This window comes from Janthinobacterium glycogeni (assembly GCF_051380725.1).
GTDB lineage: Bacteria > Pseudomonadota > Gammaproteobacteria > Burkholderiales > Burkholderiaceae_D > Janthinobacterium.
This window is the reverse complement of sequence record NZ_JBNYXP010000002.1, coordinates 69,873-94,067: the sequence shown is the minus strand read 5'-3', so window position 1 is coordinate 94,067 and position 24,195 is coordinate 69,873. Positions and strand designations below refer to the sequence as shown.

The window sequence follows — 24,195 nt, the reverse complement described above, 5'->3', positions numbered from 1 at the left end:
TAATGAATCTATTTTTTGAAGAATCCGGCGATTTCAAGGTCGGCACGGTCCTGTCGCAAGCGGGTGAGGCGTACCAGGTCGAGATGGCCAGCGGCAAGCGCACCAAGGTCAAGGTCAAGGACGTGCTGCTGCAGTATGAAAAGCCGGCCCCGGCCGAGTTGCTCGAGCAAGCCAAAGCTGTTGCCGCCGAGATCGACCTCGATTTCCTGTGGGAAGTGGCGGGCGAAGACGAGTTCGGCTTTGCCGAGCTGGGCGCCGAGTATTTCGGCCATGCCCCCTTGCCGCCGGAAGCGGCCGGCCTGATTTTGGCCCTGCATTCGGCGCCCGTGTATTTCTATAAGAAGGGCCGTGGCCGCTACAAGGCGGCGCCGGAAGCGTCCTTGAAGGCGGCCCTGGCAGGCATCGAAAAGAAAAAGCAGCAGGCCCTGGTGCAGGCAGGCTATGTGGAAGAGCTGAAACAGAACCGCTTGCCCGCCTCGATGCAGCCCATGGTGCTGCAACTGCTGTTCAAGCCGGACAAGAACACGATTGAATACAAGGCGCTGGAAGCGGCGTGCACGGAATTGCACACGACGCCGCCGCGTTTGATGCTGGCCGTCGGCGGCATTGCTTCGCCGAAAGACCTGCACCTGTCGAAATTCCTTTTCGAAAATTTCCCGAAAGGCGCCGGTTTCCCGAACGTGCCCGTGCCGTCCGTGACGGCCAAGCTGCCGCTGGCTGACGTGGCCGCCTTCTCGATCGACGACGTGACCACGACCGAGATCGACGATGCCTTCTCCGTGCAGCCGCTGCCCGACGGCACCGTGAAAGTGGGTATACACATCGCCGCGCCGGGCCTGGGCATCCGTCCGGAAGACGTGATCGACAAGATGGCGCGCCAGCGCATGTCGACCGTCTACATGCCGGGCGACAAGATCACCATGCTGCCGGACGAAATCGTCAATGCGTTTACCCTGGCGGAAGGCACGACGTGCCCGGCCCTGTCGCTGTACGCGACCCTGGACCCGAAAGCCGACTGGGCCGTGGTCAGCACGCAGACGCGCGCCGAACTGGTGCCGATTGCCAGCAACTTGCGCCATAACCAGCTCGACGACCTGGTCAACGAAGAAACCCTGGCCAGCGGCGAGGGAGAATACCCTCACAAGGCCGACTTCGCCATCCTGTGGCAATGGGCGCAGCAGCTGGAACAGGGCCGCATGAAGAAGCGCGAAGCGTTTGGCCTGAAGCCGGAACAGAATAACCGCGTCGATTTCAACTTCTATGTGGAAAACGACATCGTCACCGTGGCGCGCCGCAAGCGTGGCGCGCCGCTGGACAAGATCGTCGCCGAACTGATGATCTTTGCCAACAGTACCTGGGGCAAGATGCTGCACGACCATGGCGTGCCCGGCATCTACCGCAGCCAGGGCGGCGGCAGCGGCAATAGCTGGGCGGCAAAGATGCAGGTGCGCATGGTCACCCATGCGGCGCCGCATCAGGGCCTGGGCGTGGATCAATACGCGTGGAGCACCTCGCCCCTGCGCCGTTACACGGACCTGGTGAACCAGTGGCAAATCATCGCCTGCGCCGAGCATGGCGTGACGGCGCCGCTGGTGGCCCCGTTCAAGCCGCGCGATGCGAACCTGTTCGCCATCGTCTCGGCCTTCGACGCCGCGTATGCCGCGTATGGCGATTTCCAGTCGAATATGGAACGCTACTGGTGTTTGCGCTGGCTGCACCAGGAAAACGCGCGTCAGGTCGATGCCGTCGTGCTGAAGGATGAAATCCTGCGCCTGGTCGACATTCCGCTGGTCATCAAGCTGCCGGGCATGCCTTCGGTGGCGCGCGGGGCCCAGGTGAAACTGGACTTGCTGCGCTGGGATGAGGTCGACCTGAGCATCGAAGCGCGGTTGCTGGAAATTGCCGCCGTGCCCGATGCGGCGGCCGACGCCGAGCTCGATTATGAGGAAGACGCGGGCGACGACGGGGCCGACGAGGGCGACGCGGCGCCGGAAGCCTCGCCGGAAGCGGCGAACCAGGTCAGCGACGCCGACGCGGAAGTGGCGGAACTGGCCAGCGAAGACGTGGTCAGCGAGCCCGAGGTCAAGTAAGGCCGCGGGGCGGCGTGAAAAACGGGACTAAAACTGTTTCCCGCGTCGCCCTTTGACGTAGAATTCAGCCATCTTGTATGGTGTGCTTGTTGCTAACTGGGTTGCGCGTGAAGTCTTTCCGAGAGAATCGTTTCCTGATGATAGCCGTGGCGGTATCGCTGCTGGCGCACGGCGCCTTGCTGGCGATGCATTTTGTCGCCCCGGCCCCGCAGCGCGCCGTCGCCACCGATCCCGGCCTGGAAGTGATACTGGTCAACGCCAAGCATGCGGACAAGCCGCTGAAGGCCGATGCCCTGGCGCAAGCCAACCTCGATGGCGGTGGGCAAGCCGACAAGGGCCGCGCCAAGTCGCCCTTGCCCGACATGCGCAAGGTGGAAGAGGGCGACAGCGTCAAGGCCAGCGCCCGGCGCATCGCCGAACTGGAGCAGAAGCAGCAGGAACTGTTGACCCAGGCGGCCAAGGCGACGCCCTACAGCGCCGCGCCCGTCACGGAAAAGGACAAGCCCAATCCGCTCGCGTCCGGTTCGGACTTGATGGAAAGCAGCAAGGCCATCGCCCGCATGGCGGCCGAGATCAGCCAGACCGTGGAAGACCAGAACAAGCGTCCGCGCAAGACTTTCATTACCCCCAGCACGCAGGAGGTCGGCTATGCCATGTATTACAAGACCCTGCAAAAGCGCATCGAGGAAATCGGCACTCTGAATTTCCCGCAAAACAATGGCCGCAAGATGTATGGTGAACTGGTCGTCTACATCCCCATCTTCCAGGATGGCACGATTTACCAGAAAGAGGGCGGCGTCCGCGTGGAGAAAAGCTCGGGCAATCCCGCGCTGGACGCGGCGGCCCTGGCCATCGTGCGCCGCGCGGCGCCGTTCGGCCGTTTCCCGCCGAACATGTTGTCGAGTGACAAGGATGACCTGTGGGTCGTCATCACCCGCTTCAAATTTACGCGCGAAGAAAAAATGGAAGCTAACCTGACTGGCGGCAGCAATTGAACAAGCAAGAGATGAACCCCGATCAATATTGTGTCTTCGGCAATCCCATCGCTCACAGCAAGTCCCCCCTGATTCATGCCGCGTTTGCGCAGCAGACGGGCGAGTCCATCGTGTATGAGCGCCGGCTGGCGCCGCTGGACGGCTTTGCCCTGGCGGCCCGCACGTTTGCCGCCGAGGGCGGCAAGGGCGCGAATGTGACGGTGCCCTTCAAACTGGATGCGTGCGCGCTGGCCACCGAGCTGACGCCGCGGGCCAGGGCCGCCGGCGCCGTCAATACCCTGCGTTTCGACGGCGACACCATTCTTGGCGACAATACCGATGGCGCGGGCCTGGTGGCCGACATCGTGCGCAACGCGGGCGTAGCCATCGCCGGCAAGCGCGTCCTGCTGCTGGGCGCGGGCGGCGCGGCGCGCGGCGTCGTGCTGCCCTTGCTGGAACAGGGGCCGCGGGACATCTTCATTGCCAACCGCACCGTGGCCACGGCCGAAGCGCTGGTGGCGCAGTTTGCCGACGCGCTGGCGCACCCCGGCCAGCTGCGCGCCGGTGCCTTCACGCAGCCCGACGGCGTCTTCGATATCGTCATCAATGCCACCTCGGCCAGCCTGGCGGGCGATTTGCCGCCCGTGCCGCCCGCTATCTTCGGCAGCCACACGCTGGCGCTCGACATGATGTATGGCGCCCGGCCCACCGTCTTCATGGACTTTGCCGCGCAACATGGCGCACAGGTGCGCGACGGCCTGGGCATGCTGGTGGAGCAGGCGGCGGAAGCATTTTACGTGTGGCGCGGCGTGCGGCCGCGGACGCAGGACTTGCTGGCGCAATTGCGGGGCAGCCTGTGAGCGCCGGCAAGAAGGGGGCGCGCAAGGGCGGCAGCGGCGGCCGCTACGGCTGGATCAAGTGGCTGTTCATCGTGCCCGTGCTGGCCTTTATCGTCGTGCAACTGTATTTCTTTCTGCAAATCTGGTGGTGGGTCGACCATAACCCGTCCAGCACGGCGTTCATGCGCGAACAGTTGTCTGTCTTGCAGGACAAGAACCCGAATGCCACGATCCAGCAGACGTGGGTGCCGTACAACCGCATCTCGAACAATCTGAAACGGGCCATCATCGCCTCGGAAGACGCGAATTTTTCCGAACACGAAGGCGTGGACTGGGAAGCCTTGCAAAAGGCGTATGAAAAGAATAGTAAGAAACAGAAGGTCGTGGCGGGCGGCTCCACCATCACGCAACAGCTGGCGAAGAATCTGTTCCTGTCCGGCTCGCGCAGCTATGTGCGCAAGGGCCAGGAACTGATCATCACGTATATGCTGGAAAGCCTGATGGAAAAGCAGCGCATCTTTGAAATATATTTGAACGTGGTGGAATTTGGCACGGGCATCTTCGGCGCCGAAGCGGCCGCCCGCCACTATTATCATGTCAGCGCGGCCAGCCTGAGCGCGGCGCAGGCGGCGAAACTGGCCGTGATGCTGCCGAATCCCCGCTTTTACGACCGCCACCGCGATACCGGTTACCTGAATCGGCGCACGGGCGTGATCCTGCGCCGCATGGGGGCGGCGGAATTGCCTTGATGGCAGCACGATTCCTTTGCATAAAGTTAAAGCTGCCTGATTGGCACTATTGCGGCGCAGCATCTTAATCGCCTCCCTTGGTGCAACGCCGCACTTTTTCCGTGAAAAAGCCGTGCCGGGGGTGGTCGTGAAAAGGCCTTTGCGGGTACACTTGCGCTGTTTTCATTTTTGGCGCCAGCGCCAGCACATCACGATAACCCCACATCCGGCTGAGAGCGCGCATGATCAATGTCTTTGTATTACAGAATGGCCGGCTCAACCAGGTGCCGATCGACAGCCGCGCAGACCTCGAAAATGCCGAACCGGTGTGGGTCGACCTGACCGACCCTACCGATGATGAACGGGCCTGGGTCAAGGCCATCTACAATGTCACCCTGCCGGGCGAAGACGAAGTCAAGGATATTGAGGCGTCAGCCCGCTATTACGAAGCGGAAAACGGCGACTTGCACCTGCGCACGGATTTCTTGCGCGAAGAGGACGACGGTCCGTCGCGCGTCATCACCGTGGCCTTCATCCTTGCCCGCAAGATCCTGTTTTCCATGCATACGGACGACTTGCCCGTGTTCCGCCTGGTGCGCATGCGCGCCCGTTCGCGGCCAGGCTCGATTGCCGACTACATGGACGTGCTGCTCGACCTGTACGCCACCGATGCCGAATATTCGGCCGACGTGCTCGAAGGCATCTACCAGAACCTGGAAGAAGTCAGCACGCGCGTGCTGCAAAAAGAATTTACCGATGCGCACGCGGCCGAAGCGCTGAATGCCATTGCCCACGAGGAAGATTTGAATGGCCGTATCCGCCGCAACATGATGGATACGCGCCGCGCCGTGAGCTTCCTGATGCGCGGCCGTTTATTGAATTCCGAGCAGTTCGAGGAAGCGCGGCAGATTTTGCGCGACATCGAATCGCTGGACGGCCACACCTCGTTCCTGTTCGACAAGATCAACTTCCTGATGGACGCCACCGTCGGCTTCATCAACATCAACCAGAACAAGATCATCAAGATCTTCTCGGTGGCCAGCGTGGCCTTCCTGCCGCCCACCCTGATCGCCAGCGTGTACGGCATGAACTTCAAGCTGATGCCGGAACTGGAATGGTCGTTCGGCTATCCCTGGGCCTGGGGCTTGATGATCACCAGCGCCATCGCGCCCTTCCTGTACTTCCGCCACCGCGGCTGGCTGAAATAAGCGGTGTCGCCGGGGCGCTCCCGCGTCCCGGTTTCAAGGCGAGCGCAGCAAATTCAAAAATCAGCGATAATCACTGGTATTGCGTGGTATTGAATTGGTATCTACGTTGCCTGTGTTGAGCCAGTCTTTTCCCCGTAGTCTGCCTTTTGCAGAAAAGTATCGTCCTTGAGGCGTTTTCTGCGTGGCAGCGTCCGTCTGTTCCACCTATGATCGTTGCGATGCCAGCCTTGGCCGGCTGGCCGCCGCATTTCCCGTCACCGTTGTCCCCTGGAGAGTCCATGCCTGATACCGCCATCACCCCACCGCGCTTTACCCACTTGATCAGCGATTGCGATGGCGTGCTGATCGACAGCGAAGCCGTGGCCCTGCAAGCGCTGCTGGAGTTGCTGGCGCCGCGCCTGCCGAACCTGCCCGAAGGCGTCACCTTGCAGGGCCTGATCGAGCCGCGCCTGGGCCAGCGCCTGGTGCCGCTGATGCAGGATATCTACAAGGAACTGGACCTGCCGCAATTGCCGGCCGACGAGATCATGGCCATCGGCAACGCCGTCGATGCGGCTTGCGACGCGCAATTGCGCGCCGTGCCCGGCGTGGCGCAGGCGCTGGCCGCCATTCCACTGCCCAAGGCTGTGGCCTCGAACAGCGTCAGCGCGCGCGTGCTGTCGGCGCTCGAGCGGACTGGCATGGCGCCGCTGTTCGACAGCCGCGTCTTCACGCCGGACCTGGTGGGCCATGCCAAGCCGCATCCGGGCGTCTACCTGGCGGCGGCCGCCGCGTTTGACGTGCCGCCGGGCCAGTGCCTGGTGCTGGAAGACAGCGTCACGGGCGTGACGGCCGCCGTGGCGGCGGGCATGACGGTACTGGGATTCATCGGCGGCGGGCATATCGCCGCCGGCCAGGAAGACAGGTTGAAAGCGGCCGGCGCGCATGTCGTGTTCAGCGACATGGCCAGCCTGCCGGCGCTGGTGGCCGCGGTGATGGACACCGCGGCGGTGTAACTTTACGCGAGCTTGGCAAACACCTTGCGCGCGGCCGCGATGGTGGCGTCGATGACGGCGTCGTCGTGCTGCGCCGAGACGAAGCCCGCCTCGAAGGCGGCTGGCGCGAAGTACACGCCTTCGTCGAGCATGGCGTGGAAGAAGGCGTTGAACTTGCTGCGGTCGCCGGCCATCATTTCCGCATAGCTGGTCGGTGGCGTTTCGCTGAAATAGATGCCGAACATGCCGCCGATGTAGTCGGCGCAGAAGACCACGCCGGCCTCTTGTGCGGCGGCGGTCAAGCCTTCGGCCAGGCGCTTGGCCGTGGCGCCCAGCTGCTCGTAGAAGCCGGGCTGCTGGATCAGTTTCAGGGTGGCCATGCCGGCCGCCACGGCGACCGGGTTGCCGGACAAGGTGCCGGCCTGGTAGACGGCGCCCAGCGGCGCCATGTTGTGCATCAGCGCGGCGCTGCCGCCGAAGGCTGCCACCGGCATGCCTCCGCCGATTACCTTGCCCAGCGCGGTGAGGTCGGGCTTGATGCCGTACAGCGCCTGCGCGCCGCCCAGGGCCACGCGCAAGCCGCACATGACTTCATCGAAAATGAGCAGGGCGCCGTGCTGCGTGCACAGCTCGCGCATCGCCTGCAGGAATGCCGGCGTGGCTTTCACCAGGTTCATGTTGCCGGCCACCGGTTCGACGATGACGCAGGCGATCTCGGCGCCGAAGTTGTCGAAGGCGTCCTTCAGCTGTTCCACGTTGTTATAGTCGAGCACCAGGGTGTGCTTCACAAAATCTTCCGGCACTCCGGCCGACGTCGGGTTGCCGAAGGTGAGCAGGCCGCTGCCCGCCTTCACCAGCAGCGAATCGGCGTGGCCGTGGTAGCAGCCTTCGAACTTGACGATCTTGTCGCGTCCCGTGGCGCCGCGCGCCAGGCGCAGGGCGCTCATGGTCGCTTCCGTGCCCGACGAGACCAGGCGCACCTGCTCGATCGACGGCACCAGACGCGTGATTTCCTCGGCCATCAGCACTTCGCCTTCGGTCGGCGCACCGAACGACAGGCCCAGCGCGGCCGCATCCTGCACCGCTTTCACCACTTCCGGGTGGGCGTGGCCGACGATGGCCGGGCCCCAGGAGCCGATGTAGTCGATATAGCGCTTGCCGTCCGCGTCCCAGAAGTACGGGCCTTCGGCGCGCGTGATGAAGCGCGGCGTGCCTCCCACGGAGCGGAAGGCGCGCACGGGCGAGTTGACGCCGCCTGGCGTGGTTTTTTGTGCGCGGGCAAACAGGATGTCGTTCTGTGAAGTCGTCGTCATGATAATCGTGCCTTGAGAGTGGATCGTTGTCTGTGTCGTCTGTGTTTGTCTGGACGGGATTATTGGGCGCCGCGCTGGCGCTGCTGCCGGAACAGCCGGTTCGGCACCAGCTTGCCCATGCCGTGGCGCTGCGCGTGGGCCAGCGCGCCGGCCGTGAATTCCTGCGCCGCCACGACCACCTGCGGCACATCGTCTTCGTTTTCCGCCAGGGCCAGCAGGGCGGTGGCCGCCGCCGACAGGGTGCTGCCGGCGCCGTTGAAGATGCCGGGCAGGTGCTGCCATTCGTCGTGGCGCACCACGCCGTCTTCGCCGAACAGGGTATTGGCGCGCAACTTGCCTTCGCCCGTGCCGGACTTGCTGGCGTCGGCCGGCATGCCGGTGACGAGCACGTATTCGCAGCCCAGCGCCACCAGGTAATCGACGTCGTTCTGCAAGGTGTCGTCCGGATCGGCGTCGCGCCAGGTTTCGGCCAGGCGCTCCAGTTCCACCGGCGAGAGCACCAGCAGGGTCGTTTGCGGGATCAAGAGCTGGCGCACGGCGGTGAGGATGTCCTCGTCGTCCATGCCCTGTTCCGGCAGGGCCGAAATGAAGGGATCGAGGATCAGCGGCACGTTCGGATAGTCGGAGACGATTTCGGCGATGGCCGTGACGTTTTCCACGCTGCCCAGCGCGCCGATCTTGATGGCGGCGACGGACATGTCTTCCAGCAGCACGCGCGCCTGGTCGGAAACCCAGTCCGGGTCGACCGCCTGCACGTCTTCCACGCGCGCCGTATCGCTGATCAAGAGGCCCGTGGTGACGGACAGGCCATGGCAGCCGAAGGCTGAAAAGGTGGCCAGGTCGGCCTGGATGCCGATCGCGCCGACCGGATCGGATACGCCGAAGATTAATATGAGGGGAGAAGTTTGGTTTTGCACGGCGGGTAGATTAAGATACCTAATTCAGCATTTTACTTGATTGAAGGGTGGCAGAACGTGAGTAGCAACGAAACAACGCAGCAATTCCAAACGTGGATGTGTCTTATTTGCGGCTGGGTTTATGATGAAGCGGCCGGTCTGCCCGACGAAGACATCGCTCCCGGCACGCGTTGGGCCGATGTTCCGATGAACTGGACCTGTCCTGAATGCGGTGCGCGCAAGGATGATTTCGAGATGGTGGCGATTTAATTAATCGGGGTGCATGCGATGCCGCCGGACGCAGGTATCGCGGCTGCCTGTGCTATGGTATGAAAGATTGTCGAATAATCACATGACGCGTCCTTTCCTGCCCGAGGCGCCGCCTGACGGTGCCTGCGAGGGCGTGACGATACTCGTCATCGACGACAGCGCGACGATACGCAGCGCGGCCGCGAAGATACTCGGCGAGGCCGGTTATCGCGTGGTGCTGGCGGAAAACGGCTTCGAGGCCCTGGCCAAGATCGCCGACTGCCAGCCGGCGCTGATCGTGTGCGACATTGTGATGCCGCGCCTGGACGGCTACCGCACCTGCGCGCTGATCAGGGCCAGCGCCGCGTACCACGCCACGCCGGTGCTGATGCTGTCGTCGAAGGAAGGCTTGTTCGACCGCGCGCGCGGCGCCATGGCGGGCGCCAGCGCCTGCCTGGTCAAGCCGCTGGCGCGCGAGGCGCTGCTGGAGGCCGTGCGCTTGCACCTGGCCGGGCATTTTGAGTAAGTGATTTTATTGATTGACAACGCAGCAAGGAAGCAGATGGCCATACACACAATTCTGATCGTCGATGACTCGCCGACAGAACGCTACTACCTGAGCGAGATGCTGGTGCGTGCCGGTTATGCCGTCCTCACGGCGCAGGACGGCGCCGACGCGCTGGCGCAACTCAAAGAGGCCAGGCCCGACCTGATCCTGATGGACGTGGTGATGCCCGGTGCGAATGGCTTCCAGATCACGCGCGCCATCGCGCGCGATCCCGAACTGCAGGACGTGCCGGTGATTATCTGCTCCAGCAAGAGCCAGGAAACGGACCGCATCTGGGGCCTGCGCCAGGGTGCGCGCGATTACCTGGTCAAGCCGGTGGTCGAAGCCGAGCTGCTGGCCAAGATCGCCGCGCTTTCCTGAGAATGCACACGATGCCAGGTCACGGCGTATCCACAACGGCCTTTTCGCCTGCCGCTGCCGCTTTGCCATCCTTCGAGGCGGGCGCGCGGCAGGGGCGCTTGCGCCAGTATCAGCTGCAATTGATCGAGCGGATACAGGCTGCGCGCAGCGGCGCGCTGGCGGCGCGCAAGGAACTGGGCGTGATGCTCGGTGGCCGCCCCTGCCTGCTCGACCTGACGCAGCTCGGTGAAATCGTCATTGCTGCCGGTGTGCAGATCCAGGGCGTGCCGCTGGCGCAGGACTGGTACCTGGGCCTGGCGGCCATGCGCGGACGCCTGACGGGCGTCGTCGACCTGGCCCGCTACATGGGCGAGCCGGCTTGCGCGCCTGACAATCACTGCCGCATCATCACGTTTTCTCCGCGCCTGGGCCTCAATTGCGCATTGCTGGTCGAGCGCGTACTGGGCTTGCGCCAGCTGCGCACGATGCAGCCCGTCTCCTTGCCGGCCGCACCGCCGTCGTGGGCGGCGCAGGCGCTGCGCGACAGCGAAGGGCAGCAGTGGCTGCGCCTGGACCTGGCGCAGCTGGCGCAAGCGGAGCGCTTCCTCGATGCCGGCTTTGGCGGCCTTGCCGTCCACAAGGACATTTGCTGATGGGCGCCCATTCCCCCATCCTGGCGGCCGGCATGCCCGAAGCGGAGCACGCGCCCGGCGAGCCGGCATCGGCGGCCGATCTGCCGCTGCGCCTGCGCGACGCGCTGGGCCGGCGCAAGTCGCTGGCCAGCGCGCCGGTGCGCGACTTGAAGCTGCCGCTGATCGGCCATTTGCCGCTGCAAAAGCAGCTGAGCATCCTGTCGACGGTGATGGCCCTGAGCCTGGCCGCCAGCCTGCTGTTCGTGGGATTGAACACGCGCAGCGGCAATATCGCCTCGGCGCAGACGCAGCTGGCCAGCGATGCGCTGATGCATTCGCAGCGTATCGGCAAGGCCGCGCCGAACGCCGTGCAAGGCAATCCGGAAGCGTTCCGCCAGCTCGAGGAAAGCCGCAATGAGCTGAACCAGGATTTCCGCCTGATGCTGCGCGGAGGGACGTATCACGGCCGCGATATCGGCGAGTCGCGTTCCGCCCTGCTGGCAGCCGTGGCCGACGCGCGCAAGAAGTGGGCCAGCAGCGACCGCGCGGCCAGCACCATCCTGCGCCTGAAGCCGGAGCTGGGCGAGTTCGACAAGACCTTGCAGCAATTGAACGCACTGTCGCCGGCGCTGCTGGCGCAGACCGAGGAAGTCGCGGCCCTGAAGGTGCAGCGCGGCGGCAATGCGCGCGATCTGGCCGTCATCGGCCGCCTGATGATGCTGAGCCAGCGCATGAGCCGCAGCGCCAGCGAGTTCCTGTCGTCGGGCAGCATCAGCTCGGAAACGGCGTTTTCCCTGGGGCGCGACACGACGTATTTCCGCACCGCCGTCGAAGGCCTGTTGAATGGCAGCGTGTCGCTGCAGCTGGCGCCCACGCGCGACGCCGAACTGCGCGACCGGCTGGTGGCGCTGAAAGCCAGTTTCGATACTTACCAGAAGCTGGTCTCGTCGATACTCGACCGCCTGGATAAATTCAGTTCGGCGAAAAGCGCCGAACAGCTGATCTTCAACGAGAACGAAGACCTGCGCCAGCGTTTGACCCTGCTGCAGCAGATGTACCACGTGAATCAGGAAACCCTGGGCATGGCCTTCTGGATGATGGTCGGCGGCGTGTTGCTGACCCTGATCGCGGCGGCCGGCATCGGCAGGGTGCTGCTGCAGGACTCGGTCAACCGCACGCGCGACGCCGAGCGGCGGCGCCAGGAAGCGGAAATCCTGCGGCTGCTGTCGCAGGAAAAGGAAGAGCAGGCCAAGGCCAAGAATGACCAGAACCAGGCGGCCATCCTGCGCCTGATGAACGAATTGCAGAAGGTCGCCGACGGTGATCTGACAGTGCAGGCCAGCGTGTCGGAAGACATCACGGGCGCCATCGCCGATTCCGTCAACTACACGGTCGAGGAATTGCGCGGCCTGGTGGGACGGGTGACGGCGACGGCCGAACAGGTCAACCGCGCCTCGACGCAGGCGCAAAGCATCTCCAGCAAGCTGCTGATCGCGTCGCAGCAGCAGTCGCGCGAAATCCAGGGCGTCAGCGCCACCGTGGTCAAGATGGCCAATGCGATTACCGACGTGTCGAAGTCGGCCAGCGTCTCGGCCGACGTGGCGCGCCAGTCGGTGGCGGCGGCGCAGCAGGGTTCGACGGCGGTGGAAAATGCCATCAAGGGCATGCATGAAATCCGCGAGCAGATCCAGGATACCTCCAAGCGCATCAAGCGGCTGGGCGAATCGTCGCAGGAGATCGGCGAAATCACCGAGCTCATTTCCGATATCACCGAGCAGACCAATGTGCTGGCGCTGAACGCCGCCATCCAGGCCGCATCGGCCGGCGAGGCGGGGCGCGGCTTTTCCGTCGTCGCCGAGGAAGTGCAGCGCCTGGCCGAACGCTCAGCCGCGGCCGCCAAGCAGATCGGCGCGCTGGTGCGCACCATCCAGGCCGATACCCAGGATGCGACGCGGGCGATGGAAACGTCCACGCAGGGCGTGGTCGAGGGCGCGCGCCTGTCCGACGCGGCCGGCGCGGCCTTGAACGACATCAGCCAGGTGTCGAAACACCTGGCCGAACTGATTCAGGGCATCTCGTTCGCCACTGGTACGCAGGCCGGTTCGGCCAGCGGCGTGGCCTTGAATATCCAGCATATCCTGAGCGTGACGGAGCAGACGCAGGACGGCACGCAGCAAACGGCGCAGTCGATCCATAAACTGTCAATGCTGGCGCAGGAACTGAAAAATTCGGTGTCGCGCTTCCGCGTCGCCGCCTGAACGTCGCGCCAAGCCAGGGCGATTTCTTTACCGAGGCATGCATGAGCACACCAGATAGTCCACAGCAGTCCAAGCCGTTCGACAGCGAGCCTTTGTCCTGGGTGATGGTGGAAATCCGCGAAGCGCTGGGCCGCTCGAAAACGGCCCTGTTCGAGGCGGGCGGCCGCGAGCGCGAGGAACGCGCCACGGCCCTGCAGCATGCGCGCTCGCACCTGCACCAGGCGCATGGCGCACTGGTGATGGTGGACGTGGCCGGCGCCAGCCTGCTGACGGACGGCGCGGAACAGGCGCTGGCGCGCTTTCGCGACGGCAGCCTGGAATACACGCTCGATCATGCGCAAGTCCTCGCCGACCTGTATCAGGCCCTGACCGAATACCTGGAAGACCTGGTGGCCGGCACGCCGCCGCAGCCGGCGCGTTTGTTCCCCTATTACCGCGACCTGCAAACCATGCTGGGCGCCGAGCGCATCCACCCGGCCGACCTGTTTTTTCCGCCCTCCGCCATGCTGGAAGGGCAGGCCATCGCGCTGGCGGACACGCCGCCCGTGGCGGACTATCCTGCCTGGCGCGGGCGCTTTGAAAAGTCCCTGCTGCCCTTCCTGAAGGCGCAGGATGATGGCGCGCGGCGCCAGCACGCGGGCGACCTGCACGCCACCTTGACCCTGGTGGCCGACGCGCAGCAGGAAGCGCCGGCGCGCACCTTCTGGTTCGCCATGCAGGCGTTCGCGGGGCTGGCGGCCAGCTGCGAGGGCATGGGCACGCTCAACGTCAAGCAGCTGTTCGGCCTGATCAACCTGCAGTTGCGCCGTCTGGCGCAGGGCACGGCCAGCCTGCCCGAAGCGATGCTGCGTGACGCCCTGTTCTTCATCGCCGCGGCGTCCGAGCCGACGCCGGAGGCACGCAAGCTGCGTGCCGCTTTCGCCCTGGAAGGCATGCTGCCCGCCGACCTGGAAACGCGGCGCTACGGCCAGGTTGACCAGGATGCCTTGCAAGGCGCCCGCGCGGCCCTGGCGCAGGCGCGCGCCAGCTGGAGCCGCCTGGCGCAAGCCGACCTCGATCCTGCCCTGGGCCCGGATTTTGAAGCGTCACTGCAACAGGTGGCGGCACATGTGGAGTCCCTGAAGCAGCCGGCCCTGGCCAGCCTGCTGCGCGAATGCGCGGCCGTGGCGCGGCAAGCCGTGGCCAGCGGGCGCAGCGCGGCCCTGGAGAATGAAATCGGCATGGCGCTGCTGTTTGCCGACACGGGACTGGAGCAGTTGCGCCGCCTGCCCGACGATTTCGCCGGCAATGCGGAAACCATCGCCGCGCGCCTGCAGGCGCTGCTGGCCGGCGAAGCGCCGCCGCCCGTCACGGCGGGCGAGCTGTCGCGCCAGATCGAACAGGGCCAGACGGTTGCCGCGCTGGCCGAGGACATGAAGACGGGCTTGCGCCAGGTGGAAAAGGTGCTCAACGCCTACTACGCCGATGCAGCGGGTGCGGCGGGGGCGCTCGATGGCGTCGCGCCCGTGCTGGCGCAGTTGCAGCGGCAGCTGGCCGGGCTGGGACAGGAAGACGCGCGCGCCGCCGTGCTGCAGGTCGATGCGGCCGTGCGGCAGCTGGCCGGTGACGACGCCAGGGCGGAGGTCAAGGCGGACGCGCACGCCGGGGCGCTCGACGAGATCGCGCAAAATGTCAGCGCGCTGGGCTTTTTTGTCGATATGCTGGGCCGCAACGCGCAGGCGGCCAGCGGGCGTTTCCATTTCGATGCGGCCGCCGGCACGTTCCGCGCGCTGCCATTTGAAAAAGTCGCGGCCGCCGGCGCGGTACCGGTACCCTTGCTCGATCAGGCCCTGGCGCCCGCAGCGCCCGCCGGCATGCATGCAGCGCCGGCCGCGACCGATGTCGACGCGGAGATGCTCGACATTTTCATCGCCGAAGCGCGCGAAGTGCTGGCCTTCATCGACACCACCCTGGCCTTGCCGCGCGAGCAGGCCGCCAGCGGCGACCACCTGGCCATGCTGCGCCGCTCGTTCCACACCCTGAAAGGCAGCAGCCGCATGATCGGTCTGGCGCAGTTTGCCGAAGCGGCCGGCGCCATCGAGCGCGTCATGAATACCTGGCTGGCCGAAGCGCGTCCCGCCAGCGACGACTTGTTTACCTTGCTCAATTACGGCTGGTACCAGCTCAGCGAATGGGTGGCCGAACTGGAAGGCGGCGCGGGGCGCGAGCGCGAGGCCGGCATGCTGCTGATGGCGGCCGAGCGCGTGCGCGAAGGCGGACCGTTCGAACTGCGCAAGCCTCGCCCGGCATCGGCCGCGCCGGTGGCTGGCAACGGCAATGTGATCGGACTGCCTTTGGCCACGGCGCCGGCGCTCCACGAAGCGCCGGACGATCACCTCAAGCACGTGGGCGAACTGCGCATCAGCCTGCCTTTGTACAACATCTACCTGGCCGAGACGGATGAATTGCTGCGCGTGCTCAGGCGCGACTTTGGCGAGTGGCGCCATGAACAGCGCGCCGTCAGCGCGGAGGCGCTGCAAGCCGTGCATACCCTGGCCGGGACGTCCGGCACGGTGGGCTTTCAGTCCCTGCGCGACCTGGCGCACGCGCTTGAGACGGTGATTGAAACGGTGGTGCCGCCGCTGGCCGGCCTGCGCGCCGAACAGCACGACGTGCTGGAGCAGGCCACGCAGCGCATCGGGCAAATGCTGCAGGCGTTCGCGCTGGGCGACCTGGCGCCAACGCAGCCGGACATGATCGAAGCGCTCAACACCCTGTGGCGCGCCTTGACGGCGCCGCCTGGCGAGAGCAAGGAAGACCGCCTCGAGGCCCTGTTTGCGGACACTTACGCCAGCATCGTCGGTACGCCGGCGCAGCCTGCCGAGCCGCTGGCCGAAGTGCCGGCACCGGCGCCGGCGCACGACAGCGGAACCAGCGACGACCTGTTCGATGCCGGTTTCGAACATGCGCCGCCGCTGGAGCACGCGGCGCCGGAAGCGCCGGCGCCCGCCATCATGCCGGCCGATGCGGCCGCGCTGCTGGCGGCGAGCGCCGGCATCAGCGATGAACTCGACCTCGATTTATTGTCCGTCTTCCTGGAAGAGGGGGCCGACCTGCTGCCGCAGATCGGCGAAGCGCTGCGCAGCTGGCAGCAGCAGCAGCAGCACGACAGCGGCCAGGCGCAGATGCTGCTGCGCACCCTGCATACGGTCAAAGGCAGCGCGCGCATGGCCGGCGCCATGCGCCTGGGCCAGCATGCGCATGAAATCGAGACACATATCGAAAACATGCTGCACGCGGGCACCGCCACGCCGCAAGCTTTCGAGGAATTGCTGGCCCATTACGATCATGCGCTGCATTTGTTCGAGCAGTTGCAGCAGCCCTTGCTGCCCTTGCCGGGCATGGAAGACACGCCGGCCCCTGAACCGAAGGCGGCGCTGGTGCGCGTGCGCGCCGATATCCTCGACCGCCTGGTGAACCAGGCCGGCGAAGTGTCGATCACGCGCTCGAAGATGGAAAATGAAGTCGGTGTGCTGGGCGCTTCGCTGTCCGAGTTTTCCGACAACCTGGCGCGCCTGCGGCGTCAGCTGCGCGAAGTGGAAATGCAGGCCGAATCGCAGATCGCCTCGCGCATGGCCGTCGGCAGCGAGCGCGAATTCGACCCGCTCGAATTCGATCGTTTTACGCGCCTGCAGGAACTCACGCGCATGATGGCCGAAAGCGTCAACGATGTGGCTTCGTTTCATGAAAACCTCAGTCACAGCGTCGATGCGGTAACGGACGACCTGGTGCTGCAGGCGCGGCTGACGCGCGACCTCCAGCGCGACCTGATGCAGATCCGCATGGTGCCGTTTGCCAGCATCGCCGAACGCCTGTTCCGCGTGGCGCGGCAAAGCGCCAAGGAAGTCGACAAGCGCGTCAACCTCGACATCCGCGGCGGCGGCGTGGAAATCGACCGCAGCGTGCTCGAACGCATGGCCGCGCCCTTCGAACACCTGCTGCGTAACGCCATCGTGCACGGCGTCGAGCCGCGCGACGCGCGCCTGGCCGCCGGCAAGAGCGAGACGGGCGAGCTGCTGGTGCAGGTCAGTCAGCAGGGCAATGAAGTGGCGATCGCCTTTTCCGACGATGGCGCGGGGCTGGACCTGGAACGCATCCGCGCCAAGGCGCACGGCGCCGGCCTGGTGGCGACGGACGCGCCGCTGACCGACGCGCAGGCGGCCGAGCTGATTTTCACACCGGGCTTTTCCACCGCCGACAGCCTGACGGAACTGGCAGGACGCGGTTTTGGCATGGACATCGTGCGCTCCGAAGCGCTGGCCCTGGGCGGGCGCGTGGAAACGCTGACGCAGGCGGGCCTGGGCATGCGCTTCACCATCCACCTGCCGCTGACCCTGGCCGTCACGCAAGTGGTGCTGCTGGCGGCCAACGGCAAGACGTATGCCTTGCCATCGGTGCTGGTGGAGCAGGTGCTGCACCTGAAAGGCGAGCAGCTGCAGCAGGTGCGGGCGGCCGGGCGCATCGAGTCGCACGGGCAGTCGCTGGCGCTGCATCACCTGTCGGCCATGCTGGGCGAGACGCCGGCGGAGCAGGCTACGCAGCGCCATGCGCCCGTGCTGCTGCTCCGGAATGGCAATGACAGGCTGGCCTTGCAGGTCGATGACGTGGTGGGCAACCGCGAGGTCGTGGTCAAGCACGTGGGTCCGCAACTGGCGCGCATGCCGGGCATCGCCGGCGCCACGGTGCTGGGCACTGGCGACATCGTGCTGATCCTGAACCCGGTGGCGCTGGCGCAGCACCTCGAGCACCATCCGGAACTGCTGTCGCAATATGCGCTGGCCAGCCGCGAGCAGCACGCCGCTTCCAGCGCGCTGGAAGCGCCTGCCGTGCGCGTAATGGCGGTCGACGATTCGCTGACGGTGCGCCGCGTGATGCAGCGTTTGTTCGAGCGCGAAGGCTACCAGGTGCTGCTGGCCAAGGATGGCGTCGATGCGCTGGAGCAGCTGCATGCGCTGGAACCGGCTGCCATGCCGGCGCTGCTGCTGGTCGACGTGGAAATGCCGCGCATGGACGGTTTCGACCTGACGCGCAATGTGCGCAGCGACGACAAGACGCGCGCCATCCCCGTCATCATGATCACCTCGCGCAGCGCCGAGAAGCACCGCGCGCATGCCTTCGAGCTGGGCGTGAATGCGTATTTCGGCAAGCCTTTCCAGGAAGAGGAATTGCTGGCCGAGGTGGGGCGCTTGCTGGCCGTTGGCGTGGCGTAACCCGACACTTCCACCGGCCAACATAACAATATCGTCGGATTACGCGGGGCCTTGCCCCGCTAATCCGACCTACGCTCTTTACGACAGCGTAACCCGGCACCACCACTTACGCCGCCACCTTCACCACGGCATAGCGCTCCAGGGTCTCCTTGCGCGCCTCGTCGTGCTGCACGATCGGTTCCGGATAGTCGCGTCCCAGCACGATGTTTTTTTGCTCGAGCAACATGCGCGGCACCAGCCAGGGCGCGTGGATTTCCTTGTCGCCCAGCGCCTTCAGTTGCGGCAGGTAGCGGCGGATGAAGCGCCCGCCGGCGTCGAATTTTTCCGACTGCGTGATGGGGTTGAAGATGCGGAAATAGGGCTGGGCATCGCAGCCGGACGACGACGCCCATTGCCAGCCGCCGTTGTTCGACGCCAGGTCGAAGTCATTGAGGTGCAGCGCGAAATACGCTTCGCCGCGGCGCCAGTCGATGCCCAGGTCCTTGATCAGAAAGCAGGCCGTGACCATGCGCAGGCGGTTGTGCATATAGCCCGTCTGGTTCAGCTGCGCCATCGCTGCGTCCACCAGCGGGTAGCCGGTGCGGCCCTCGCACCAGGCGGCAAAGGCGGCATCGGCCTCGGCTCCCGTTTCCCAGGCGATGGCGTCGTAGGCCGGTTTGAAGGCGCCGCCTTCCACGTGCGGGTTCTGGTACAAAATCATGGCGTAGAAATCGCGCCAGATCAGTTCGGCCAGCCACACGGGCGCCCCATCGCCGCCGCCGCCGCGGTCCATCAGGTCGACCACGGTGCGCACCAGATAGCGCAGCGACACGGTGCCGAAGCGCAGATGCATGGACAGGTAGGATGGTCCCTTCAGGGCGGGAAAATCGCGCGCCACGTCATAGCGGGCCACGCGCGGCAAAAAATCCTCGAACAGCGTGCTGGCGCCCGACATGCCGGTGGGGATGGCCAGTTCGGCCAGGTTGCTGGCCTCGAACCCCAGCTCGCCCAAGCTGGGCAGGGGCGACGGCGTGCCGGCGCGCGGCGGCGCCAGGCTGGCCGCATGCGGCTCGATATCGAACGGCGCCAGGCAGGCGGGTTCGGCGCGCATTTTCTTCAGCCAGGCATTTTTATACGGCGTGTAGACGGTGTAGGGTTTGGCCGAGAGCGTCAATACCTCGTCTTTTTCAAAGATCACCTGGTCCTTGAAGCTGAACCACAGGCGCGCGTCGTGCGTGAGCGCGGCGGCCACCGTGGCGTCGCGGACGATCGCCTGCGGTTCGTAGTCGTGGTTGGCAAAGACGGCGTCGGCGTTCAATTCGGCGGCCAGGCGCGGAATCGCCTCGGCCGCGTCCGCGTGCAGCACGATCAGGTCGCCGCCCAGCTGGCGCAGCTCGGCGGCCAGCTCGGCCACGCTGGCATGGATGAAGTCGACACGCCGGTCGCGGCGCGGCAGGGCTGCCAGGATGGCGGTGTCGTAGACGAAGACGCAATGCACGGCCTGGCTCTGGCGCAGGGCGTGATGCAGTGCAGCATGGTCAAACGCGCGCAGATCGCGGCGGAACCACACCAGGGAAGTCTTAATTGTCATTATTTCGCGTGTTCAAGGTCAAAGATAGGCGATTTTTTGCCGTCAACAGGGCTTTATGGCCGCTCGCGTCGCGCCTTTGGCGTCGCTGCGGCGGCAATTCAGTGTAAACTAGCGGGTATGTTCGCGGTACTTTATGTGCGACAGCAATTTTGCAATCAATTTTACAATTGGCATTGAAATGCGCCTGCAGGCATAGCGAATTGATCATTAATTTATAACATAACAAGAATAACGCCTGGCACCACGGTGCGCGCCGCCCAAGCTGTGCGGCCGCTTGCACCGGGCGTACGATAGCGGGGTAAGCGAGACTTGCCAGCAAGCCCACAGAGAGAGCATCGCGTATGAAAAAGAGTAAAATCGACCAGACTCTACCAGGACATCGTCTGATGCAGGGTGTGGGAGAGCCGGCCGCGACCGGTTCCTCCACCTTGAATCTGGCCAACCATTTCCTGATTGCGATGCCGGCCATGCAAGATCCGATCTTCGGCGGCACGGTCGTATACGTGTGCGAACACAATGAAAACGGCGTGCTGGGCGTCGTCATCAACAAACCCACCGACATGACCATGGAAGTGCTGTTCGACCGCATCGACCTGAAACTGGAGGCTGGCAGCGACACGCCCATCATCAACGAGCCGATCATGTTTGGCGGCCCCGTGCAGGATGACCGCGGCTTCGTGCTGCACACGCCGGGCGCGCGCTATTCCTCGTCGCTGACGGTGACCGATGAAGTGGCGTTTACCACCTCGATCGACGTGCTCGAAGCCGTCGCCAAGGGCGATGGTCCTGAGCGCATGCTCGTCTCGATCGGCTACTCGGGCTGGAGCCCGGGCCAGCTGGAAGACGAGATCGGCCGCAACGGCTGGCTGACGGTCGGCGCCTCGGCCGACATCCTGTTCGATTTCCCCATCGAACAGCGCTACGTGGCGGCCATCAAGCTGCTGGGCATCGATCCCCTCATGCTGGCGTCGGAAGCCGGACACGCATGAGCGGTGACGCCATCGACACCATCCTCGCCTTCGATTTCGGCTTGAAACGCATCGGCGTGGCCATCGGCAATACCATGATTTGCCAGGCCAAGCCGCTCAGCGTGATCACGGCGACGGCGAACGAGCCGAAGTTTGCCGCCATCGATAGCCTGATCAGGGAGTGGGGCGCCAGCCGCATCGTGGTGGGCTTGCCCAGCCACCCGGACGGCACCGAGCACGAGATGAGCGCGCGCTGCCGCCGTTTCGCCAACCAGGTGCATGGCCGCTTCAACCTGCCGGTGGAACTGGTCGACGAGCGTTATTCCTCGGCCGTCATCGCCGCCAAGCGCGGCGAAGTCATCGACGACCGCGCCGCCGCCATCATCCTGCAACAGTATTTCGACGCGAATTATTAATCTGACCTTTGACCCATTCCTGAATGATCAAGAACCCTATGCCGCATCCTACGAATCCTTCCCAACTCGACGCCGAGGCCCTGTACGGGGTCTTGCTGCAACAGGTGCAGAGCGGCCTGGCGGGCATCCCCAACGTGGCCATCGTCGGCATCCATTCGGGCGGCGCCTGGCTGGCTGAACGCCTGGCGCGCGACCTGAACCTGCTCGACCGCCTGGGCGTGCTAGACGTCTCGTTCTACCGCGACGACTTCGCGCAGAAGGGCTTGCATGCGGACGTCAAGCCGACGCAAATCGCCTTCGATGTGGCCGGCGCCACCATCCTGCTGGTCGACGACGTGCTGTACACGGGCCGCACCACGCGCGCGGCCATCAACGAATTGTTCGACTATGGCCGCCCGGCGAAGATCATGCTGGCCGCCCTGGTCGACCGTGGCGAACGCCAGCTGCCGGTGGCCGCCGATTTCGTGGCCGCCTTCACTGCCGTGCCGCCGGGCCAGGCCCTGGTCCTGAAGCAAGCCGACGATGGAAAATTCACGCTCACCATAGATACCAACCATGCTTAATCCGCAACTGAATAAACACGGCGAACTGCAACATCTGCTGACGATCGAAGGCTTGCCGAAGTCTATCGTCAACCACATCCTCGACACGGCTTCCTCGTTCGTCGGCATCTCCGACCGCGATGTGAAAAAGGTGCCGCTGATGCGCGGCAAGAGCGTTTTCAACCTGTTCTTTGAAAACTCCACGCGCACCCGCACCACCTTTGAAATCGCCTCGAAGCGCCTGTCGGCCGACGTCATCAACCTGAACATCCAGGCCTCGTCGGCCAGCAAGGGCGAATCCCTGCTCGACACCATCGACAACCTGTCGGCCATGCACGCCGACATGTTCGTCGTGCGCCACGCGCAGTCGGGCGCGCCCTACCTGATCGCCAAGCACCTGATCGACACCAGGCAGCCGCACGTCCACGTCGTCAACGCGGGCGACGGACGCCATGCGCACCCGACCCAGGGCTTGCTCGACATGTACACGATCCGCCACTACAAGAAGGATTTCACCAACCTGACGGTGGCCATCGTGGGCGACATTTTGCACAGCCGCGTGGCCCGTTCCGACATCCATGCGCTGACCACCCTGGGCGTGCCGGAAGTGCGCGCCATCGGCCCGCATACCCTGCTGCCGGGCGGCCTGGAACAGATGGGCGTGCGCACCTTCACCAACATGGATGAAGGCCTCAAGGGCGTGGACGTGATCATCATGCTGCGCCTGCAGAACGAACGCATGAGCGGCGCGCTGCTGCCGTCGGCGCAGGAATATTTCAAGAGCTATGGCCTCACGCCCGAGCGCCTGGCGCTGGCGAAACCGGATGCCATCGTCATGCATCCGGGCCCGATGAACCGCGGCGTGGAAATCGATTCGGCCGTGGCCGACGGTCCGCAGGCGGTGATCCTGCCGCAGGTGACCTTCGGTATCGCCGTGCGCATGGCGGTAATGAGTATTTTGGCTGGTAATCAGGGCTGATAGCCCAAGGACGAGTAAGCGAGCATGACGACACTACATATCAAGAACGGCCACCTGATCGACCCTGCCAACGGCATCGATGGCTTGCAAGACCTGTTTATCGCCGACGGCAAGGTGCTGGCCGTGGGCAGTGCGCCGGCCGGCTTCACCGCCGACACCACGTTTGACGCGGCCGGCCTGGTGGTTTCCCCTGGCCTGGTCGACCTGTCCGCGCGCCTGCGCGAGCCGGGCTACGAATACAAGGCGACCCTGGAATCGGAACTGCAGGCGGCGCTGCAAGGCGGCGTCACGAGCCTGGTGTGCCCGCCCGACACCGATCCCGTGCTCGATGAGCCGGGCCTGGTGGAAATGCTGAAATACCGCGCCAAGACGCAGAACAAGGCCCACGTGCACCCGCTGGGCGCGCTGACCATGGGCTTGAAGGGCCAGTCGCTGACGGAAATGGCGGAACTGACGGAAGCGGGCTGCATCGGCTTCGCGCAGGCGGAAGAGCCGATCGAGGACACCACCGTGCTGCTGCGCGCGATGCAGTACGCGAACACCTTCGGCTACACGGTCTGGCTGCGCCCGCAAGACCCGCACATCGGCCGCGGCGGCATCGCTCACAGCGGCCCGCTGGCCTCGCGCCTGGGCCTGTCCGGCGTGCCCGTGATGTCCGAAACCATCGCGCTGCACACGATCTTCGAATTGATGCGCGCCAGCCGCGCGCGCGTGCACCTGTGCCGCATTTCGTCGGCGGCGGGCCTGGAACTGATCCGCGCGGCGAAAGCCGAAGGTCTGCCCGTCACCTGCGACGTGGGCGTGCACCATGTGCACCTGACGGACGCCGACATCGGCTTCTTCGACCCGAATGCCCGCGTCACGCCGCCGTTCCGCAGCCAGCGCGACCGCGACGCGATCCGCGCCGGCCTGCTCGACGGCACGGTCGACGCCATGTGCTCGGACCACACGCCGGTCGACGACGATGAAAAACTGCTGCCCTTCGGCGAAGCGTCGCCCGGCGCCACGGGCCTGGAACTGCTGCTGTCCTTGGCCCTGAAATGGGCCGACGACTATGCGCTGGGCCAGCCGCAGGCGGGCGCCCGTCCGCTGGCGCGCGCCGTGGCCAAGGTCACGTCCGACGCGGCCCGTGTCGCCGGCATCCCGGCCGGCAGCCTGGCCGTGGGCGAAGCGGCCGACATCTGCGTCTTCGATCCCGCCGCGCGCTGGACCGTGTCGTCGGCGTCGCTGGCCAGCCAGGGCAAGCACACGCCTTTCCTCGGCTATGAGCTGAGCGGCATCGTCAAGGCGACCATCGTGGCCGGACAGGTGGCGTTTCAGCGTTAATTTTTTGTATCGGAGCCGTAGGTCGGATGAGCGGTACGCGTAATCCGACAAGTCCATGGCGGCTCCTGTCGGCTTAC

The 24,195-nt window shown here is 65.0% G+C and carries 20 protein-coding genes; 17 read left to right on the top strand and 3 right to left on the bottom strand.

The features are described from left to right. The first annotated feature begins 2 nt into the window (after positions 1-2). From ACQ4W4_RS05975 to ACQ4W4_RS05950, 6 genes are all read left to right on the top strand, one after another. Positions 3-2,090, top strand: a complete 2,088-nt coding sequence (locus ACQ4W4_RS05975) for a ribonuclease catalytic domain-containing protein (protein ID WP_436541194.1) — start codon at positions 3-5, stop codon at positions 2,088-2,090. Between the two features lie 137 nt (positions 2,091-2,227). Continuing rightward, on the top strand, positions 2,228-3,085 hold the full coding sequence (locus tag ACQ4W4_RS05970; protein WP_070222141.1) for an energy transducer TonB family protein: 858 nt from the start codon (positions 2,228-2,230) through the stop codon (positions 3,083-3,085). 11 nt (positions 3,086-3,096) lie between these two features. Continuing rightward, a complete protein-coding gene (gene aroE, locus ACQ4W4_RS05965; RefSeq protein WP_436541193.1) occupies positions 3,097-3,924 on the top strand; it encodes a shikimate dehydrogenase in 828 nt (275 codons plus the stop codon). Then, positions 3,906-4,652 (top strand): monofunctional biosynthetic peptidoglycan transglycosylase, encoded by a 747-nt coding sequence (mtgA, locus tag ACQ4W4_RS05960; protein WP_436541540.1) that lies wholly within the window; start codon positions 3,906-3,908, stop codon positions 4,650-4,652. Before aroE ends, mtgA begins: the two co-directional genes overlap by 19 nt. Positions 4,653-4,873: 221 nt before the next feature. After that, positions 4,874-5,839: a magnesium/cobalt transporter CorA gene (corA, locus tag ACQ4W4_RS05955; RefSeq protein ID WP_034746658.1), complete on the top strand. Its 966-nt coding sequence runs from the start codon at positions 4,874-4,876 to the stop codon at positions 5,837-5,839. 278 nt (positions 5,840-6,117) lie between these two features. Then, the gene (locus ACQ4W4_RS05950) at positions 6,118-6,834 is read left to right on the top strand and encodes an HAD-IA family hydrolase (RefSeq protein ID WP_436541192.1); all 717 of its coding nucleotides are present in this window, start codon (positions 6,118-6,120) and stop codon (positions 6,832-6,834) included. A gap of 2 nt (positions 6,835-6,836) precedes the next feature. Here ACQ4W4_RS05950 and hemL read toward each other — a convergent pair whose 3' ends face one another. Together hemL and thiD are read right to left on the bottom strand one after the other, a co-directional pair. Next, a complete protein-coding gene (hemL, locus tag ACQ4W4_RS05945; RefSeq protein WP_436541191.1) occupies positions 6,837-8,126 on the bottom strand; it encodes a glutamate-1-semialdehyde 2,1-aminomutase in 1,290 nt (429 codons plus the stop codon). Positions 8,127-8,185: 59 nt separating this feature from the next. Then, positions 8,186-9,043, bottom strand: coding sequence for a bifunctional hydroxymethylpyrimidine kinase/phosphomethylpyrimidine kinase (gene thiD / locus ACQ4W4_RS05940; RefSeq protein WP_436541190.1), 858 nt, complete (start codon positions 9,041-9,043; stop codon positions 8,186-8,188). 96 nt (positions 9,044-9,139) lie between these two features. On the opposite strand from thiD, the gene ACQ4W4_RS05935 reads away from it, so the two are divergent. From ACQ4W4_RS05935 to ACQ4W4_RS05910, 6 genes are all read left to right on the top strand, one after another. Next, entirely contained in the window at positions 9,140-9,292 is a 153-nt protein-coding gene (locus tag ACQ4W4_RS05935; RefSeq protein ID WP_038488910.1) for a rubredoxin, read from the top strand. Between the two features lie 82 nt (positions 9,293-9,374). Beyond that, the gene (locus tag ACQ4W4_RS05930; RefSeq protein WP_436541189.1) at positions 9,375-9,797 is read left to right on the top strand and encodes a response regulator; all 423 of its coding nucleotides are present in this window, start codon (positions 9,375-9,377) and stop codon (positions 9,795-9,797) included. A gap of 36 nt (positions 9,798-9,833) precedes the next feature. Next, complete coding sequence (locus tag ACQ4W4_RS05925; RefSeq protein WP_070222135.1) at positions 9,834-10,199, top strand: response regulator transcription factor; 366 nt, start codon at positions 9,834-9,836, stop codon at positions 10,197-10,199. 11 nt (positions 10,200-10,210) lie between these two features. Continuing rightward, entirely contained in the window at positions 10,211-10,831 is a 621-nt protein-coding gene (locus ACQ4W4_RS05920; protein WP_436541188.1) for a chemotaxis protein CheW, read from the top strand. Next, positions 10,831-13,068 (top strand): methyl-accepting chemotaxis protein, encoded by a 2,238-nt coding sequence (locus ACQ4W4_RS05915; RefSeq protein ID WP_436541187.1) that lies wholly within the window; start codon positions 10,831-10,833, stop codon positions 13,066-13,068. Before ACQ4W4_RS05920 ends, ACQ4W4_RS05915 begins: the two co-directional genes overlap by 1 nt. A 41-nt stretch (positions 13,069-13,109) precedes the next feature. Further along, complete coding sequence (locus ACQ4W4_RS05910) at positions 13,110-18,317, top strand: Hpt domain-containing protein (RefSeq protein ID WP_436541186.1); 5,208 nt, start codon at positions 13,110-13,112, stop codon at positions 18,315-18,317. A 106-nt stretch (positions 18,318-18,423) separates the two neighbouring features. Here ACQ4W4_RS05910 and ACQ4W4_RS05905 read toward each other — a convergent pair whose 3' ends face one another. Next, positions 18,424-19,887, bottom strand: a complete 1,464-nt coding sequence (locus ACQ4W4_RS05905) for a cryptochrome/photolyase family protein (RefSeq protein WP_436541185.1) — start codon at positions 19,885-19,887, stop codon at positions 18,424-18,426. A gap of 386 nt (positions 19,888-20,273) precedes the next feature. Between ACQ4W4_RS05905 and ACQ4W4_RS05900 the strand changes: the two genes are divergently transcribed. Genes ACQ4W4_RS05900 through ACQ4W4_RS05880 form a run of 5 tightly spaced genes read left to right on the top strand, consistent with a single transcriptional unit; the run spans position 20,274 to position 24,118 of the window. After that, positions 20,274-20,876 carry a YqgE/AlgH family protein gene (locus ACQ4W4_RS05900; RefSeq protein ID WP_070222127.1) on the top strand — a complete coding sequence of 201 codons (603 nt, stop codon included), beginning with the start codon at positions 20,274-20,276 and terminating at the stop codon, positions 20,874-20,876. Then, positions 20,873-21,271 carry a Holliday junction resolvase RuvX gene (gene ruvX / locus ACQ4W4_RS05895; protein ID WP_230492103.1) on the top strand — a complete coding sequence of 133 codons (399 nt, stop codon included), beginning with the start codon at positions 20,873-20,875 and terminating at the stop codon, positions 21,269-21,271. Before ACQ4W4_RS05900 ends, ruvX begins: the two co-directional genes overlap by 4 nt. Positions 21,272-21,309: 38 nt before the next feature. Then, the gene (gene pyrR / locus ACQ4W4_RS05890) at positions 21,310-21,834 is read left to right on the top strand and encodes a bifunctional pyr operon transcriptional regulator/uracil phosphoribosyltransferase PyrR (protein ID WP_436541184.1); all 525 of its coding nucleotides are present in this window, start codon (positions 21,310-21,312) and stop codon (positions 21,832-21,834) included. Continuing rightward, positions 21,827-22,792 (top strand): aspartate carbamoyltransferase catalytic subunit, encoded by a 966-nt coding sequence (locus tag ACQ4W4_RS05885; RefSeq protein ID WP_034780223.1) that lies wholly within the window; start codon positions 21,827-21,829, stop codon positions 22,790-22,792. Before pyrR ends, ACQ4W4_RS05885 begins: the two co-directional genes overlap by 8 nt. 24 nt (positions 22,793-22,816) lie before the next feature. Then, complete coding sequence (locus ACQ4W4_RS05880; RefSeq protein WP_436541183.1) at positions 22,817-24,118, top strand: dihydroorotase; 1,302 nt, start codon at positions 22,817-22,819, stop codon at positions 24,116-24,118. Positions 24,119-24,195: the final 77 nt, after the last annotated feature.

Bases quoted from the DNA above. Each gene is read 5' to 3' on its own strand.
- pyrR (WP_436541184.1), top strand. From the start codon at position 21,310: ATGCCGCATCCTACGAATCCTTCCCAACTCGACGCCGAGGCCCTGTAC.
- ACQ4W4_RS05930 (WP_436541189.1), top strand. From the start codon at position 9,375: ATGACGCGTCCTTTCCTGCCCGAGGCGCCGCCTGACGGTGCCTGCGAG.
- ACQ4W4_RS05975 (WP_436541194.1), top strand. From the start codon at position 3: ATGAATCTATTTTTTGAAGAATCCGGCGATTTCAAGGTCGGCACGGTC.
- ACQ4W4_RS05900 (WP_070222127.1), top strand. From the start codon at position 20,274: ATGCAGGGTGTGGGAGAGCCGGCCGCGACCGGTTCCTCCACCTTGAAT.
- ACQ4W4_RS05935 (WP_038488910.1), top strand. From the start codon at position 9,140: ATGTGTCTTATTTGCGGCTGGGTTTATGATGAAGCGGCCGGTCTGCCC.
- ACQ4W4_RS05905 (WP_436541185.1), bottom strand. From the start codon at position 19,887: ATGACAATTAAGACTTCCCTGGTGTGGTTCCGCCGCGATCTGCGCGCG.
- ACQ4W4_RS05910 (WP_436541186.1), top strand. From the start codon at position 13,110: ATGAGCACACCAGATAGTCCACAGCAGTCCAAGCCGTTCGACAGCGAG.
- ACQ4W4_RS05880 (WP_436541183.1), top strand. From the start codon at position 22,817: ATGACGACACTACATATCAAGAACGGCCACCTGATCGACCCTGCCAAC.
- ACQ4W4_RS05885 (WP_034780223.1), top strand. From the start codon at position 21,827: ATGCTTAATCCGCAACTGAATAAACACGGCGAACTGCAACATCTGCTG.
- corA (WP_034746658.1), top strand. From the start codon at position 4,874: ATGATCAATGTCTTTGTATTACAGAATGGCCGGCTCAACCAGGTGCCG.
- hemL (WP_436541191.1), bottom strand. From the start codon at position 8,126: ATGACGACGACTTCACAGAACGACATCCTGTTTGCCCGCGCACAAAAA.
- ACQ4W4_RS05950 (WP_436541192.1), top strand. From the start codon at position 6,118: ATGCCTGATACCGCCATCACCCCACCGCGCTTTACCCACTTGATCAGC.
- ACQ4W4_RS05970 (WP_070222141.1), top strand. From the start codon at position 2,228: ATGATAGCCGTGGCGGTATCGCTGCTGGCGCACGGCGCCTTGCTGGCG.
- ACQ4W4_RS05920 (WP_436541188.1), top strand. From the start codon at position 10,211: ATGCCAGGTCACGGCGTATCCACAACGGCCTTTTCGCCTGCCGCTGCC.
- aroE (WP_436541193.1), top strand. From the start codon at position 3,097: ATGAACCCCGATCAATATTGTGTCTTCGGCAATCCCATCGCTCACAGC.
- ruvX (WP_230492103.1), top strand. From the start codon at position 20,873: ATGAGCGGTGACGCCATCGACACCATCCTCGCCTTCGATTTCGGCTTG.
- ACQ4W4_RS05925 (WP_070222135.1), top strand. From the start codon at position 9,834: ATGGCCATACACACAATTCTGATCGTCGATGACTCGCCGACAGAACGC.
- ACQ4W4_RS05915 (WP_436541187.1), top strand. From the start codon at position 10,831: ATGGGCGCCCATTCCCCCATCCTGGCGGCCGGCATGCCCGAAGCGGAG.